The sequence below is a fragment of the Streptomyces sp. NPDC058469 genome (assembly GCF_042721125.1).
Lineage (GTDB): Bacteria > Actinomycetota > Actinomycetes > Streptomycetales > Streptomycetaceae > Streptomyces.
Map to the genome: position 1 here is coordinate 1 of NZ_JBHXME010000054.1, position 14047 is coordinate 14047.

A 14047-nucleotide genomic window follows, 5' to 3' on the forward strand; every position below is an offset into this window, starting at 1 on the left:
CACCACGCCGGCATCAAAACCGTCGCCCGAAGCCCCGGTACCCGCATCAGAACCGGTACTCGAAGACACCACGCCGGCATCAAAACCGTCGCCCGGAGACCCAGTACGCGCATCGGGGCCGTTCCCCCGGGACATCGCTCCGGCATCGGACCCACCGTTCTGCGGTGCCGTACGTCTCCCGTTGCCGCCGTCCCACCACCCCGTGCTGAACCCGTCACCCCCGCCCCCGTGCCCACTCCCCGCCGACGCCGTACCGGAATCCACCCCACGCGACGGCACGTCAGAACCCGGTGCGAACGGCTCGCGCCCAGTCCGCGAAGCTCCCGCAGCCCCGGAAGTCCCTGGGCTGCTCGGGCCCGGCACACCCGTGCCATCGCCTGGTCGCGGCGCATCCCCCGTCGCCTGTCGCCCTCTCGCATGGGCGCCGGAGGCAGGCCGCCGGTCCGACGACCCACCGTTCGTCGACGCACCCGGCATCCCCGGCGCACTCCACGCATCCCACGCACTCGAAGTACCGGACGTACCAGGCCTGTTCGGCGCACCCGGCCGACTCCCCGCACCCTGCGCACCCGACCCGCCACCCACACCAGGCGGTGTTCCCGGCGCGTCCGAAACCGGACCAACCCTCATACCGGGACCCGAAGCAGAACCCGGAGTGCCCCCCGAGACCGCACTCGAACCGGAACCCGAAACCGGACCCCACGCGGAACCCGAGACCGGACCATGGACAGAAGCCGAACCCGGACCCGAGGCAGCGCCCGAAGTGGCCCCCGGCCCAGCTCCCGAAGCCCCTGCCATCCCGGAAGTCCCCGTCGTCCCCGAATCCCCCACGTAACCAGAATGCGGTCGGTCCAAGTCCTCGCCCGTTGCATCATCAGACGTCGGCTGCCCCGCCGAGTTCGTCTTGTTCACGGAGTCCGTCACGTTCGCAGGGTTCACAGGATTCGCCGCGTTCGTCGGTCCCGGCGAGCCCGGCGGACGGGGCGGCGGCGTCGAACCCCCCGGTCCGGGGGCGCGTCGCGCTTCCGTGCTCATGCACCCCCCGTTTCCTCGTACCCGGGCCACCGTTGTCCGTATGCGGGCCGGTGTACTCCTGCCCCTGCTCGTATACGGACCGGCGTCCACCCCGCTCTCACCCGGCACGACACAAAAACAAAGTCGTCCCGAGCACGCATACCCGCAGCGGCGGACCGCCATCCCGGGCGCGGTCGAACGACCGGCGGCGTTTCCTCCGTGCGTGCGCGTCACTCTACGGGTTGACCCCGCTCGAACGGGAACCAGTCCACGCCCCCGGGGCATCTGCCCGGAACGTCCCCCTACCCTGCGGTAATCCTGTCTGGCAGGCTGCGTTCATGACTGCGCGCGCCGCCGACCGGGCCCGTTACGACCGGGCCACCGCCCACCTCGACGCCCCCATCGCGATCGTCGACCTGGACGCCTTCGATGCCAACGCGGACGACCTCGTCCGCCGGGCCGGCGGCAAGCCGGTCCGCGTCGCCAGCAAGTCCGTCCGCTGTCGAACCCTCCTCGAACGCGTCCTGGCCAGGGACGGCTTCGCGGGCCTGATGTCCTTCACCCTCGCCGAGTCGCTCTGGCTCGCCCGCTCCGGGTTCGAGGACGTCCTCCTCGCCTACCCCTCCGCCGACCACGCCGCCTTCGGCAAACTCGCCAACGACCCCAAGCTCGCCTCCGCCGTCACCGTGATGATCGACGACCCGGCCCAGCTCGAACTCATCGACGACTCACGCGACGGCGGCACCGAAGTCGTGCGCGTCTGCCTGGAGTTGGACACCTCACTGCGGATGCTCGGCGGCCGGGTCCGCGTCGGCGCGCTCCGCTCGCCGCTGCGCTCCCCCGCCCAACTCGCCGACATGGCCCGCGCGGTGTCCCGCCGCCCGGGCTTCAAGGTCGTAGGGATCATGGCGTACGAGGGCCACATCGCCGGCGTCGGTGACTCGGTGGCCGGGCGGCCGTTCCGCTCCCGCGCGATCCGGCTGATGCAGGCCACCGCCAAGCGCGAACTCGCCGAGCGGCGCGCGGAAGTGGTGCGTGCGGTACGGGCCGTGGTGCCCGACCTGGAGTTCGTCAACGGCGGCGGCACCGGCAGTGTGCAGCACACCGCGGCCGAGGACGCCGTGACCGAGATCGCGGCCGGTTCCGGGCTGTACGTGCCGCGTCTCTTCGACAACTACACGTCGTTCACCGGCCGTCCGGCCGCGCTCTTCGCCCATCCCGTCGTACGGCGCCCGGGTGTCGGCGTCGTCACCGTCCTCGGCGGCGGCTACCCCGCCTCCGGCGCCGCCGGCCCCGACCGGCTCCCGGTGCCGTACCTCCCGGAGGGCCTGCGCTACGACCCCCAGGAAGGGCCCGGCGAGGTGCAGACGCCGCTGCTCGGCCCGCCCGCCGACGACCTCCTCATCGGCGACAAGGTGTGGTTCCGGCATGCCAAGGCCGGTGAACTGTGCGAGCGCTTCGACGTGTTGCACCTGATCGAGGGCGACGCGGTGACCGCGACCGTACCGACCTATCGCGGCGAGGGCATGACGTTCCTGTGACAGGTCGTCAGAAATGAACGGCGGCCCGGAAGTTGTTCCGGGCCGCCGTCGACGTATGGTGCCGCGCTCACATCGGAGTGACGTACGCGCCCGAAATCCCGCCGTCCACAAGGAAGTCGGCGGCGTTGACGAAGGACGAGTCGTCGCTGGCCAGGAAGGCGACGGCGGCGGCGATCTCGGTCGCCTCGGCGAAGCGGCCGACCGGGATGTGCACCAGGCGGCGCGCGGCGCGCTCGGGATCCTTGGCGAACAGCTCTTGCAGGAGCGGGGTGTTGACCGGACCCGGGCAGAGCGCGTTGACGCGGATGCCCTCGCGGGCGAACTGCACGCCCAGTTCACGGGACATGGCGAGGACACCGCCCTTGGACGCCGTGTACGAGATCTGCGACGTCGCCGCGCCCATCCGCGCCACGAAGGACGCCGTGTTGATGATGGAGCCCTTGCCCTGACGGCGCATGTACGGGATGGCGGCCTTGCAACACAGGTAAACGGAGGTGAGGTTGACGTCCTGGACGCGCTTCCATGCCTCCAGTCCCGTGTCGAGGATGGAGTCGTCGTCCGGCGGTGAGATGCCCGCGTTGTTGAAGGCGATGTCGACGCTGCCGTAGGTGTCGTAGGCCGCCTTGAAAAGCGCCTCGACCTGTTCGGGGTTGGTGACGTCGACCCTCACGAAGAGTCCGCCGACCTCGTCGGCCGCCGCCTTGCCATGGGTCTCGTCGATGTCGCCGCAGACGACGTGCGCGCCCTCGGAGGCGAGCCGGCGGGCGGTGGCGAGACCGATGCCGCTGCCGGCTCCGGTGATGACGGCGGTACGGCCGACGAGACGCCGGCAAACAATCTCTGAGGTCACTGTGCGGGGCCCTCCGTGCTGATGAAGACGTTCTTGGTTTCGGTGAAGGCGGTGAGCGCGTCGGGGCCCAGTTCGCGGCCGATCCCGGACTGCTTGAAGCCGCCGAAGGGGGTCCAATAGCGGACGCTGGAATGGGAGTTGACGGACAGGTTGCCGGCCCGCACGGCCTGCGAGACGCGCAGGGCGCGGCCGACGTCACGGGTCCAGATGGAGCCGGAGAGGCCGTAGTCGGTGGCGTTGGCCAGCACCACTGCCTCCGTCTCGTCCTCGAAGGGGAGCACTACGGCGACCGGGCCGAAGACCTCCTCGACGGCCACGCGCGCGTGCGGGTCGACGCCGGTGAGGACGGTGGGCGGGAACCAGAAGCCAGGGCCCTCGGGGGCCTTGCCTCGGATGCCGCCCAAGTCGTCCGTGACGTACGAACGGACGCGCTCCAGCTGGGCCTTGGAGATCAGCGGGCCCATGTCCGTCTTCTCGTCGGCCGGGTCGCCGACGCGGACGGACTCGACGGCCGGGGCCAGGAGGTCCAGGAACCGGTCGTAGACGGAGCGTTGGACGAGGATGCGGGTGCGGGCGCAGCAGTCCTGGCCGGAGTTGTCGAGGAAGGACATGGGGGCGGCTGCGGCGGCGGCCTCGATGTCCGCGTCGGCGAAGACGATGTTGGGGCTCTTGCCGCCGAGTTCGAGGGTGACGCGCTTGAGGAGCGCCGAGCCCTTCGCCAGCACCTGTTTGCCTACGGCCGTCGACCCCGTGAACACGATCTTCGCGACGCCCGGGTGCTCGACGAGTGCGGTGCCCGCGACCGGGCCGTGGCCGGGGAGTACTTGGAAGAGGCCCTCGGGAAGGCCTGCCTCCAGGGCGAGTTCGGCCAGCCGGAGCGCGGTCAGCGGGGTCGTCTCGGCCGGCTTGAGGATGACCGCGTTGCCCGCCGCGAGCGCCGGGGCGGTGCCCCACGCGGCGATCGGCATCGGGAAGTTCCAGGGCGCGATCACGCCCACCACGCCCAGGGGTTCGAGGATCGTGATGTCGAGGCCGCCCGCGACCGGGATCTGCCGGCCGGTCAGCCGCTCCACTCCCCCGGCCGCGTAGTCGAGCAGATCACGGACGTTGCCGGCCTCCCAGCGAGCGTTGCCGACCGTGTGCCCGGCCTCGCGCACCTCCAACTGGGCCAGTTCTTCGAGGTGTTCGTCGACGGCCGTAGCGAAACGGCGCAGCAGCCGGGCGCGGTCGGCGGGCGGGAGCGCGGCCCACTTCGTCTGGGCCCGCGCGGCGCGTACGACGGCGGCGTCCACGTCGGCCGCGGTGGCGGCCGGGACGGTGGCGACGACCTCCTCGGTGGCCGGGTTCAGAACTTGCAGCGGGTGCTCGGCAGGCAAAGGGGTCCTCACAGACGTTCGAAGGAGCGACGCAGCTCCCAGTCGGTGACGGCGGCGTCGAAGGCTTCCAGTTCGACGCGTGCCATGTTGCGGTAGTGCGCGACGACCTCGTCGCCGAAGGCGGCCTTGGCGATCGGGCTGTTCTCCCACAGCTCTGCGGCCTCACGGAGATTGGTGGGCACGTGCGCGTAGTCGCCGCTGTAGGCGTTGCCCGCGCAGGCCTCCGGCAGCTCCAGCTTGTGCTCGATGCCGTAGAGCCCGGCGGCGACAAGCCCCGCCACCGCCAGATGGGGATTCACGTCCCCGCCCGGCAGCCGGTTCTCAAAGCGCATGGAGCGTCCGTGGCCGATGATCCGGAGGGCGCAGGTGCGGTTGTCGTACCCCCAGGCGACGGCGGTCGGCGCGAACGAACCCGGCTGGAACCGCTTGTACGAGTTGATGTTCGGGGCGTAGAGCAGCGAGAAGTCGCGGAGCGCGGCGAGCTGCCCGGCGAGGAAGTACCGCATGACCTCCGACATGCCCCCGGGGTCGTCCGAGGAGCCGGCCATGGCGTTGCCGCCGTCGGCGTCGGCGAGCGAGAGGTGGATGTGGCAGGAGTTGCCCTCGCGCTCGTTGTACTTCGCCATGAAGGTGAGCGAGAAGCCCTCCTGGGAGGCGATCTCCTTGGCGCCGGTCTTGTAGACCGCGTGCTGGTCGCAGGTGACGAGGGCGTCGTCGTAGCGGAAGACGATCTCGTGCTGGCCCGGGTTGCACTCGCCCTTGGCGGACTCGACGGTCAGCCCGGCGACGGTCATGTCGTTGCGGATACGGCGCAGCAGCGGCTCGATACGCCCGGTCCCCAGCACCGAATAGTCGATGTTGTACTGGTTGGCCGGCGTGAGGCCTCTGTAGTCGGCGTCCCAGGCCTGTTCGTACGTGTCCTTGAACACGATGAACTCCAGCTCCGTACCGACCTGCGCGGTGAAACCGTGCTCGGCGAGGCGCTCCAGCTGGCGGCGCAGGATCTGGCGGGGTGCGGCGACCACCGGCGATCCGTCGTTCCAGGCGAGGTCGGCGATCAGCAGGGCGGTGCCTTCGTTCCAGGGCACACGGCGGAGGGTGGACAGGTCCGGGTGCATGGCGAAGTCGCCGTAACCGCGCTCCCAGGAGGACATGGCGTAGCCGTCGACCGTGTTCATCTCGGTGTCGACGGCGAGGAGGTAGTTGCAGCCCTCAGTGCCGTGCTGCAGTACGTCGTCGAGGAAGAACTGGGCGGCGAACCGCTTGCCCTGCAGCCGCCCTTGCATGTCGGGGAAGGCCAGGACGACAGTGTCGATCTCACCACTGGAAACGAGGCGTTGAAGTTCCTCGACGCTCAGTGGGGGTGTGCGGTCTGCCACGGGAAAGCCTCCTTCGGCTTCTACGGTCAGCCGGAAGCCATAAGGTATTGCGGAGAACCATTGCTTGGGAAGGGGGTGCCGCCATATGTCGCTGGATGCGGAGAACGGGCTTGAGGACCGGTTGACCCCGGTACTGCGGCCGGTGCGGGCGGGCAACGGATTCGAAGAGGCGCTGGAACAGATACTGCAGGTCGTACGGCTGGGTCTGGTGCCGGGGGGCGAACGGTTGCCGGCCGAGCGGGAACTGGCCGAGCGGCTCGGGATCAGTCGGGTGACGCTGCGCGAGGTTCTGAAGGTACTGCAGGACCAGGGTCTCGTGGAGTCGCGGCGGGGACGCTACGGCGGGACGTTCGTCCTGCCGAAGTCGGACGCCGGCGGCGAGGACGAGCTGCGGCGGCGGATCAGCGCGGTCGACATCGAGGACGTGCTGCGGTTCCGGGAGGTGCTGGAGGTCGGCGCGACGGGCCTGTGCGCGACGCACGGCCTGACGTCCGAGCAGGCGGGCCGACTGCGGGACGCCCTGGCCCGCACGCACGACGCCCCGCTCGCCGACTACCGGCGCCTGGACACCCTGCTGCACCTGACCCTGGCCGAGCTGTGCGGTTCACCGACCCTGACCGCGCAGTACGCGGCGGTACGGGCCACGGTGAACGACCTCCTCGACTGCATCCCCCTCCTGGTCCGCAACCTGGAGCACTCGCAACGGCAGCACATCGCGCTGGTCGAGGCGGTGCTGGACGGGGACGCCGACGGGGCGCGGGAGATGATGCGGGAGCACTGCGCGGGGACGGCGGCACTGCTGCGGGGCTTCCTGGCGTAGCCCTGCGGGGCTGGGGCGGCGCGCGGGTGAGCCTTGCCCTTCGGGGGCACCCTCGGCAAAAGTGGGCTCGGTAAAGGTACGGATGCAATCCATTACTCCGGACGTTTCGGGTGGGAGGACGTATGGCGGGCAGGCCGCTGATCGGTGTCAGCACGTATCTGGAGGCCAGGGCGCGCTGGGGCACCTGGGAACTGGAGGCGGCGCTCCTGCCGGCCGGCTACCCGCGGCTCGTCCAACGCGCGGGCGGCCTCGTCGCGATGCTGCCTCCCGACTCCCCCGAGCACGCCGCGGCGACCGTCGCCCGCCTCGACGCCCTGGTGATCGCCGGCGGGCCGGACGTGGAACCGACCCGCTACGGTGCGGACCGCGACCCCCGCACCGGCCCACCCGCCGCGGCTCGCGACGCCTGGGAACTCGCCCTGATCGAGGCCGCGTTGACGGCGGGCATCCCCCTGCTGGGCATCTGCCGAGGAATGCAGCTCCTGAACGTCGCCGTAGGCGGCACCCTCGTCCAACACCTGGACGGCCACGCGGAAACACCGGGCGTCTTCGGCCACCACCCGGTCAAGCCGGTCCCGGGAACCCTGTACGCGTCCGCGGTACCGGAGGAGACGTCCGTACCGACGTTCCACCACCAGGCCGTGGACCGGCTGGGCGCGGGCCTGGTGGTGTCGGCCTGGGCCGAGGACGGGACACCGGAGGCCGTCGAACTTCCGTCCGCCGACTGGGTGTTGGGGGTGCAGTGGCATCCCGAGATGGGGGAAGACCTGCGGGTGATGCGGGCGTTGGTCGGGGCGGCTTCGAGAGAGCGCTAGCTCCGCGTCAACCAACGTTCGCCCTGTAGTGCCGCGCTATGTGCAGGATGTGGCCGCAGGGGGGGGAGAAAGCCAGGTTGCTTAGCGGGCTCCCGCAGGGGCGCGGAGCTGTTCGGCCAGCCGCTCGAGTTCGGCCGCCGCGGCAGGCGAGGGGTCGTTGAGTCCGCTGTGCACGGCCGTCGGGCTCTTCAGGAAGCGCCGGAGCACGGCCACGAGGAACCCTTGCGGCAGAGCCCGCAACGCGTCGAACGCGCGAGGTACCGGCGGCGTCTCCATCGCGGCGAGGTTCTGCCGCATGAGGTGGAGCATGCCGCGGACCGCGTCCGGGTCGTCGGCCAACGCTACCGGGCCGCCCGCCGCGTGTACCGCCTGCCCGAGCGGCACCTCGAACGCGGCGTGCGTCTTGAGCCAGGCATCCATCTGCGGCTCGGCCTTGGCGTTGATCCCGGTGGTACGGAACGTCTCCACGATCCGTTCCAGTCGCGGGGTGGTACGGCCGTCGGGCTCGCCGATCGGCATCGCGACCCGGCGGGTGATGAAATTGCTCTTGCGGTAGCGGACGACGTCGCCGTCCATCGTGCCGCCGGCCGCGGGGAAGCCGAGCAACACCCGCTCGTGGCCGATCACCGCGCCCAACGGCTGCGCGCCGGCCGCCCAGTTGTGGAGGAACAGCACGTCACCTTCGAGGCCGGCGAGTGACTCCAGCACCGCGTCCACCTGGTGGGTGCGGACGAAGACGGTGATCAGGTCGTACCCGCCGTCCGGGTGCTCGACCACCGGTACCGGTACCCGCCTGACAGCTGGGCTGTCTCCCTCGGCGAGCTGCACGCCGTGCCGGCGCAGAGCGGTCAGGCGCCCGCCCCGGGCGAGGAGCGAGACATCGTGACCGGCCTCATGCATGCGGGCGGCGAACAGGCTGCCGAGCACTCCGGCGCCGTACACGAGCAGCTTCACGACAGCCCTCTTTCATACGTTCGCTTGATTCATACGTTCGTTTCATTCAAACATATGTAGAGTCCCTCGTGTGGCGACCCCAGACACCCGCACCCAGATCCTCGATGCGGCCGAGCACCTCTTCGCCGAGCACGGATACCGCGGCACCTCGGTCCGCGCGATCACCAAACTCGCCGGAGCGAACCTGGCCGCCGTCGGCTACCACTTCGGCTCGAAGGCGGAGCTGATGGCGGCAGTCGCCCGCCGCGTGGCCGAGCCCATCACCGCTGCCCAGTGCGCCGGGCTCGACACATTGCTCGCCCGGACCCCAGACCCCCCGGTCGGCGAACTGGTGGAGGCATTCGCGGGGCCGCTGTTCGACGAGATGCCGGCCGGCGACGAGGGCGGCGCCCGGACGTCCCGGCTGATCGTGACGATCCTCAGCGACCCGGCCGAGGAGGCACGCAGCTGGACCGGCCCGGCCGAGGACTCGGTCCGTGAGCGCTACTTCGCAGCCTTCGCGCGGGTACTGCCCGGCCTTTCCCCGGAGGAGCTGTGGTTCCGGATGCGGGGGGTCTTGGCCGTGACGGCCGTCGACCGCCTCCAGGTCCACCAGCAGCCCTCCCCTGGATGCGTGTCCCCGGTAGCGGGCGAGCCGGCCCGGCGATGGGCGATCACGTTCCTGACGGCAGCGATGAGTGCGCCGCCGATCCGGCCCTGACGACCCAGGACAGACGTTGGCGGCGCGGGTCAGGCGGCGTTCGCCCTGTGGACGAGGGCAGTGAGGCGCTGGTCGGCGGCGTTCTTGTTCCGCCAGATGATGTATCGGCGGACCATACTGCCCTGGGCCTTGTGGGTCGGGTGGTCGGTGCCATCGAGGGCGAAGTAGCGGAGATCGGTGAACTGGGCCTCGATCCTCTTCAGCCAGGAGCTGTTGGTCGGGGTGCAGACGATCTCGGCGTTATTGGCAGCCCCACGCGCCGACCGGCTGGCAGCGCTTGGACGTCAAGTGCGGCGAGTAGTTGCACAGACGATCGCGATGCCTACGTCCGCCGGGTGGAGCGAACGCAGGTAGCGGCAGAATTCCAGGAACTTGCTGCGGTTCTTGGTCTTCTTGATGTGGCCGTAGAGCTGGTCTTTGCCCAGGTCGTAGGCTGCGTAGAGGTGTTCGACCCGGGCCTTTTTGGCCTCGTAGTCCGGGTCCTTCGAGATCTTCCAGGTCTTCACCCGTTGAAAGGTGACGCCTCCTCGCGGAGCAGGATGCGCAGTCCCTCGTGGCTATGTCGTCGACCACCCCCTCGTCGACCAGGAAGTCGGCCAGCTTGACCAGGCTCCAGGTCGAGAATGGCAGGCTGTGCTCGGCGGGCTTGGACTTAGCGAGCTTCTTGATCTCCCGCCGTTCCAGGAGGGCGAAGGTCTTCGGGCGCCCGCCCCGGTACTTGGGGTAGAGCGCATCGAAGCCGTCGGCGTTGAAGTTGTGCACCACGTCACGGACCCGGTCCGGGCCCGTGAACGTCACCGTCGCGACGTTGTCGACCAGCATGCCCTGCGCGGACAACAACACCATCTGGGCCCGCCGCCAGGTCACCACCGACCCCGTGCCCCGGCGCACGATCCGCCGCAGTCGCTGCCCGTCGTCGTCATCGATCTCACGCACCCGCACCCGCACCCGCTCAGCCAGGAGGACAGCGTGACGGATGACCGATGTCTCGGCCACGTCCTTCACATAGCGCGGCACTACAGGGCGAACGTTGGTTGATGCGGCGCTAGCCCCGCGTCAGCGACAGCAACTCCCTCGCCGGGCCCGTGGGCCGGTGCCCCGTCGGCCAGACCGCTCTCAAGTCCCGGGCCAGGGAGACCTCTTCCACCGGAATCCGGACCAGGCGTCGCATCGACAGTTCCTCCCCCACCGCCAACTCGCTCAGGACAGCCGGGCCCGCTCCGCTCACCGCCGAGGCCTTGACCGCCGTAGTGGAGGACAACTCGATCAGAGGGCGGGCCAGGCCGCCCAGGGCCGCGTCCAGTACCTGCCTCGTGCCTGAGCCCTTTTCCCGGAGGATCAGGGGTGTCGACGCCAACTCCGCTGCCGGGACCGGGCGTCGGCGGCGGGCCCAGGGGTGGGTCGGGGCTGTCACGACGATCAAGTGGTCGTGGGCAATCACCGTCGAGTCGAGGCCGGGCGGGACAGACAGGCCCTCTACGAAGCCCAGGTCGGCCTCGTCGGAGAGGAGGCGTTCCACGACCGTGGTCGAGTTGCCGGCCAGCAACGAGACTGCGGTGTCGGGGCGTTGGGAGCGCAGGGCCAGGAGCCAGCCGGGGAGCAGGTACTCGGCGATGGTCATGCTCGCGGCCACGCGGAGGCGGGAGTCGCGGCGGTGTCGCAGTGCCTGGGCGCCCGCGTCGAAGGCCGCCGCCGCCTCGACGACGCGGCGGGCCCAGTCCGTGACCAGGGCCCCGGCGTCCGTGAGGCGTGAGCCGCGTGGGGAGCGGTCGACCAGGGCGACGCCGAGTTGCCGTTCCATGGAGCGGATGCGGCTGCTGGCGGCCGGCTGGGTGATGCCCAGTTCGCGGGCCGCGGCGCCGAGGCTGCCGAGGCGTGCCACGGCCAGCAACAGCTCCAGCGCCCCGAGATCCGGCACCCGGTGCGCTATCGACCCTTCCCGCTGATCATTCGTCTCGCTCCCGCTCATAAATCCAGTTTATGTCCCCATAGACACATACTCCCTGGTCGCGTGTCTCAGTCGGCGAGACGGTGGAGGCATGGTCACCGCCGTTCGTCATCTCGGACCCAACTGGTACGCCTCCGTCATGGGCACCGCCATCGTCGCCACGGCCGGTGCCGGGCTCCCGCTCCACATCCCGGGACTGCGCACGGCCTGCGCCGCCGTCTGGGCCCTCTCGCTCGCGATGCTCCTGGCCCTGCTCGCCGCCCGGACCCTGCACTGGACCCACCACCGCGACCAGGCCCGCGCCGATCTCCTCGACCCGGCGATGGCCCCGTTCTACGGCTGCCTCGCGATGGCCCTGCTTGCGGTGGGCGGCGGCGGACTGGTCGTCGGACAGGACTGGATCGGGCTCCGGGCGGCGGTCGCGCTCGACGCCGTGCTGTTCGGCGCCGGTACGGTCGTCGGGCTCGTGGCCGCCGTCGCCGTCCCGTACCTGATGGCCGTACGGCATCACGTGCACCCCTCGCAGGCGTCCCCGGTGTGGCTGCTGCCCGTCGTCGCGCCCATGGTGTCCGCCGCGCTCGGGCCGCTCCTCGTGCCGCATCTGCCGGCCGGGCAGGCGCGGGAGACGCTGCTCCTCGCGTGCTTCGCGATGTTCGGGCTGAGTCTGCTGGCGACGCTGCTGATGCTGCCGCTGGTCTTCGCCCGGATCGTCACCGGCGAACCGCTGCCCCTCGCGCTCACCCCGACGCTGTTCCTGGTGCTGGGTCCGCTGGGTCAATCCACCACCGCCGTAGGCAAGTTCGCGGACTTCGCCCCCGGTGTCGTACCGGCCGCGTACGCCCAGGGCTTCAGCCTCCTCGCCGTCCTCTACGGCATCCCCGTCATGGGCTTCGCCCTGCTCTGGTTCGGCCTCGCCACCGCGCACGTCGTCCGCGCCCGGCGCCAGGGCATGCGCTTCGCGATGACCTGGTGGGCGTTCACGTTCCCGGTCGGCACCTGCGTCACCGGCGCCGAATCCCTGGCCCGCCACACCGGCCTCGCCGTCTACGACGGGCTCGCGATCGTCCTCTACGGCGTGCTGGTCGCCGCCTGGGCCACCGCCGCCGTGCACACGGCCCGCGGTCTGGTCAGCGGTGAGCTGCTCGCAGGGCCGCGGACAGCACCCGTGGCGCTTCGCCCAGTGACGGCCCGTACCACGTGAGGTGCCTGCCACTGACGAGCGCGCAGGGCAGACCGGCGAAAGCCTCCGGTCCGTCGTCGGCCGTGAAGCGGCACGGCTCGTCCGGGAGGACCACCAAGTCCGGGTCCTCCGCCCGCAGTTCGTCGACCTTGGCGCGCGGATAGCGCTCGGCGTGCGTCGCGTACGCGTTGTCCACGCCCAGCCGGGCCAGCACATCGCCCGCGAAGGTGTCCCGGCCCAGCACCATCCAGGGACGGCGCCAGACGGGCACGACAGCGGTCCTGCGGCCCTCAGGGGACGGCAGCTCCGACCACGCCCGCTCCGCCTCGTCCAGCCAGCGCGGTCGTAGCGGCGCACCGCACGCGTCGAGGACCCGGGTCAGTTCGCGGAAGGCCTGGGGGACGTCGCGGATCTCGGTGACCAGGACCTCGACGCCCGCCTCGCGCAGGGTCGTGAGGTCGGGCTCGCGGTTCTCCTCCTCGTTGGCGATCACCAGGTCGGGAGCGAGGGCGAGGATCGGGTCGAGCTTCGGGTTCTTGGTGCCGCCCACGCGGGTGACGTCGAGGTGGGGCGGGTGGCTGCACCAGTCCGTCGCCCCGACCAGAACTCCCGGCAGGGTCACCGCGATTGCCTCGGTGAGGGACGGTACGAGGGAGACGACGCGCATCAGCGGTGGCGGTCCTGGACCGCCTCGATGTGCTCGGCCACCGCGACCACGACCACCCGGGTGTCCGGCACGGTCGCGCGCCAGCGGTGGCGGACACCTCCGGTGAGGTACATCGTGTCGCCGCGCACCAACCGGTACGCACGCCCCTCCGCCTCGATCTCGACGGCGCCGTCCGCGACGTACATCAACTCGTCGTTGCGGTGCTGGAATTCGCGTCCCGCGTCATGGTCGCCGGTGAACTCCGAGGCGTGCAGCTGGTGGTGACCCCGTACCAGGGAACGCATCCGGGGTGCGCCGACCGACTCGGGCTCCTCCGCGCGTACGACGTCGACGCTGCACGCGGGGTCGGCGGCGGCGAGGAGTTCGACGGCCGTGGTGCGCAGGGCGTCGGCCACCTTCTCCAGGGAGCTTCTGCTGGGGCGGGCCCGGTCGTTCTCGACCTGGCTCAGGAAGGGCACCGACAGGCCACTGCGTTCGGCCACGACGGCGAGGGTGAGAGACAGCGCACGGCGGCGCCGCCGCACGGCCGCACCCACCCGAAGGGGCTGTTCTTTGTGGTCGCCCATCGCTCCGGCTCCCTCCTTCGCTCGTCGGTCCGATGCTGTTTCTGAAGCTTCCTCTGATGAGTTCTCTGCACCCTACGCATGTTCGGCAAACCGTTTCATGCGCCTGTCACATCCACGTCACACAGCGTGCGATCGGACCTCACAGTTCTGGCCAGTGGGCAGGGGCCCGCCGGCCCTCGATCGGCACGAGAGTTCACCTCACTACTTCAATGCACGCACGGTCGCCTGTGTTCCCGC

12 protein-coding genes and 1 pseudogene are annotated in these 14047 nt (G+C 70.5%); 5 read left to right on the forward strand and 8 right to left on the reverse strand.

From position 1 onward, the window contains the following. Positions 1-1352: 1352 nt before the first annotated feature. Complete coding sequence (locus ACFWP5_RS23090; RefSeq protein WP_384159556.1) at positions 1353-2555, forward strand: amino acid deaminase/aldolase; 1203 nt, start codon at positions 1353-1355, stop codon at positions 2553-2555. Positions 2556-2622: 67 nt separating this feature from the next. Here the strand turns inward: ACFWP5_RS23090 and ACFWP5_RS23095 are convergent, their stop codons facing one another. Genes ACFWP5_RS23095 through ACFWP5_RS23105 form a run of 3 tightly spaced genes read right to left on the reverse strand, consistent with a single transcriptional unit; the run spans position 2623 to position 6160 of the window. Beyond that, positions 2623-3405 (reverse strand): 3-oxoacyl-ACP reductase, encoded by a 783-nt coding sequence (locus ACFWP5_RS23095; protein WP_384159559.1) that lies wholly within the window; start codon positions 3403-3405, stop codon positions 2623-2625. After that, complete coding sequence (locus ACFWP5_RS23100) at positions 3402-4781, reverse strand: aldehyde dehydrogenase family protein (protein ID WP_384159562.1); 1380 nt, start codon at positions 4779-4781, stop codon at positions 3402-3404. Before ACFWP5_RS23100 ends, ACFWP5_RS23095 begins: the two co-directional genes overlap by 4 nt. Positions 4782-4789: 8 nt before the next feature. Next, positions 4790-6160, reverse strand: a complete 1371-nt coding sequence (locus ACFWP5_RS23105; protein ID WP_384159565.1) for a glutamine synthetase family protein — start codon at positions 6158-6160, stop codon at positions 4790-4792. Positions 6161-6245: 85 nt separating this feature from the next. On the opposite strand from ACFWP5_RS23105, the gene ACFWP5_RS23110 reads away from it, so the two are divergent. After that, positions 6246-6980: a FadR/GntR family transcriptional regulator gene (locus ACFWP5_RS23110; RefSeq protein ID WP_384159568.1), complete on the forward strand. Its 735-nt coding sequence runs from the start codon at positions 6246-6248 to the stop codon at positions 6978-6980. 122 nt (positions 6981-7102) lie between these two features. Then, entirely contained in the window at positions 7103-7795 is a 693-nt protein-coding gene (locus ACFWP5_RS23115) for a gamma-glutamyl-gamma-aminobutyrate hydrolase family protein (RefSeq protein WP_384159571.1), read from the forward strand. An 81-nt stretch (positions 7796-7876) separates the two neighbouring features. Here ACFWP5_RS23115 and ACFWP5_RS23120 read toward each other — a convergent pair whose 3' ends face one another. Next, complete coding sequence (locus ACFWP5_RS23120; protein ID WP_384159574.1) at positions 7877-8749, reverse strand: ketopantoate reductase family protein; 873 nt, start codon at positions 8747-8749, stop codon at positions 7877-7879. Positions 8750-8819: 70 nt separating this feature from the next. Between ACFWP5_RS23120 and ACFWP5_RS23125 the strand changes: the two genes are divergently transcribed. Beyond that, positions 8820-9449 (forward strand): TetR/AcrR family transcriptional regulator, encoded by a 630-nt coding sequence (locus tag ACFWP5_RS23125; protein ID WP_384159577.1) that lies wholly within the window; start codon positions 8820-8822, stop codon positions 9447-9449. A gap of 29 nt (positions 9450-9478) precedes the next feature. Here ACFWP5_RS23125 and ACFWP5_RS23130 read toward each other — a convergent pair. Continuing rightward, positions 9479-10409 (reverse strand): annotated as a pseudogene (locus ACFWP5_RS23130) (helix-turn-helix domain-containing protein). An 85-nt stretch (positions 10410-10494) separates the two neighbouring features. Then, the gene (locus ACFWP5_RS23135; RefSeq protein ID WP_384159580.1) at positions 10495-11418 is read right to left on the reverse strand and encodes a LysR family transcriptional regulator; all 924 of its coding nucleotides are present in this window, start codon (positions 11416-11418) and stop codon (positions 10495-10497) included. A gap of 70 nt (positions 11419-11488) precedes the next feature. Here ACFWP5_RS23135 and ACFWP5_RS23140 point away from each other — a divergent pair, with 70 nt between their 5' ends. Continuing rightward, complete coding sequence (locus ACFWP5_RS23140; RefSeq protein WP_384159583.1) at positions 11489-12598, forward strand: TDT family transporter; 1110 nt, start codon at positions 11489-11491, stop codon at positions 12596-12598. On the opposite strand, the gene ACFWP5_RS23145 is transcribed toward ACFWP5_RS23140, so the two are convergent. Next, complete coding sequence (locus ACFWP5_RS23145; protein ID WP_384159586.1) at positions 12525-13244, reverse strand: helical backbone metal receptor; 720 nt, start codon at positions 13242-13244, stop codon at positions 12525-12527. The two genes, ACFWP5_RS23140 and ACFWP5_RS23145, sit on opposite strands and share 74 nt — an antisense overlap. Further along, positions 13244-13810: a helix-turn-helix domain-containing protein gene (locus ACFWP5_RS23150; RefSeq protein WP_384159589.1), complete on the reverse strand. Its 567-nt coding sequence runs from the start codon at positions 13808-13810 to the stop codon at positions 13244-13246. The genes ACFWP5_RS23145 and ACFWP5_RS23150 overlap by 1 nt, the downstream gene beginning before the upstream one ends. Positions 13811-14047: the final 237 nt, after the last annotated feature.

Coding starts and splice junctions, on each gene's coding strand:
- ACFWP5_RS23090 (WP_384159556.1), top strand. CDS start 1,353: ATGACTGCGCGCGCCGCCGACCGGGCCCGTTACGACCGGGCCACCGCC.
- ACFWP5_RS23110 (WP_384159568.1), top strand. CDS start 6,246: ATGTCGCTGGATGCGGAGAACGGGCTTGAGGACCGGTTGACCCCGGTA.
- ACFWP5_RS23115 (WP_384159571.1), top strand. CDS start 7,103: ATGGCGGGCAGGCCGCTGATCGGTGTCAGCACGTATCTGGAGGCCAGG.
- ACFWP5_RS23135 (WP_384159580.1), bottom strand. CDS start 11,418: ATGAGCGGGAGCGAGACGAATGATCAGCGGGAAGGGTCGATAGCGCAC.
- ACFWP5_RS23140 (WP_384159583.1), top strand. CDS start 11,489: ATGGTCACCGCCGTTCGTCATCTCGGACCCAACTGGTACGCCTCCGTC.
- ACFWP5_RS23145 (WP_384159586.1), bottom strand. CDS start 13,244: ATGCGCGTCGTCTCCCTCGTACCGTCCCTCACCGAGGCAATCGCGGTG.
- ACFWP5_RS23150 (WP_384159589.1), bottom strand. CDS start 13,810: ATGGGCGACCACAAAGAACAGCCCCTTCGGGTGGGTGCGGCCGTGCGG.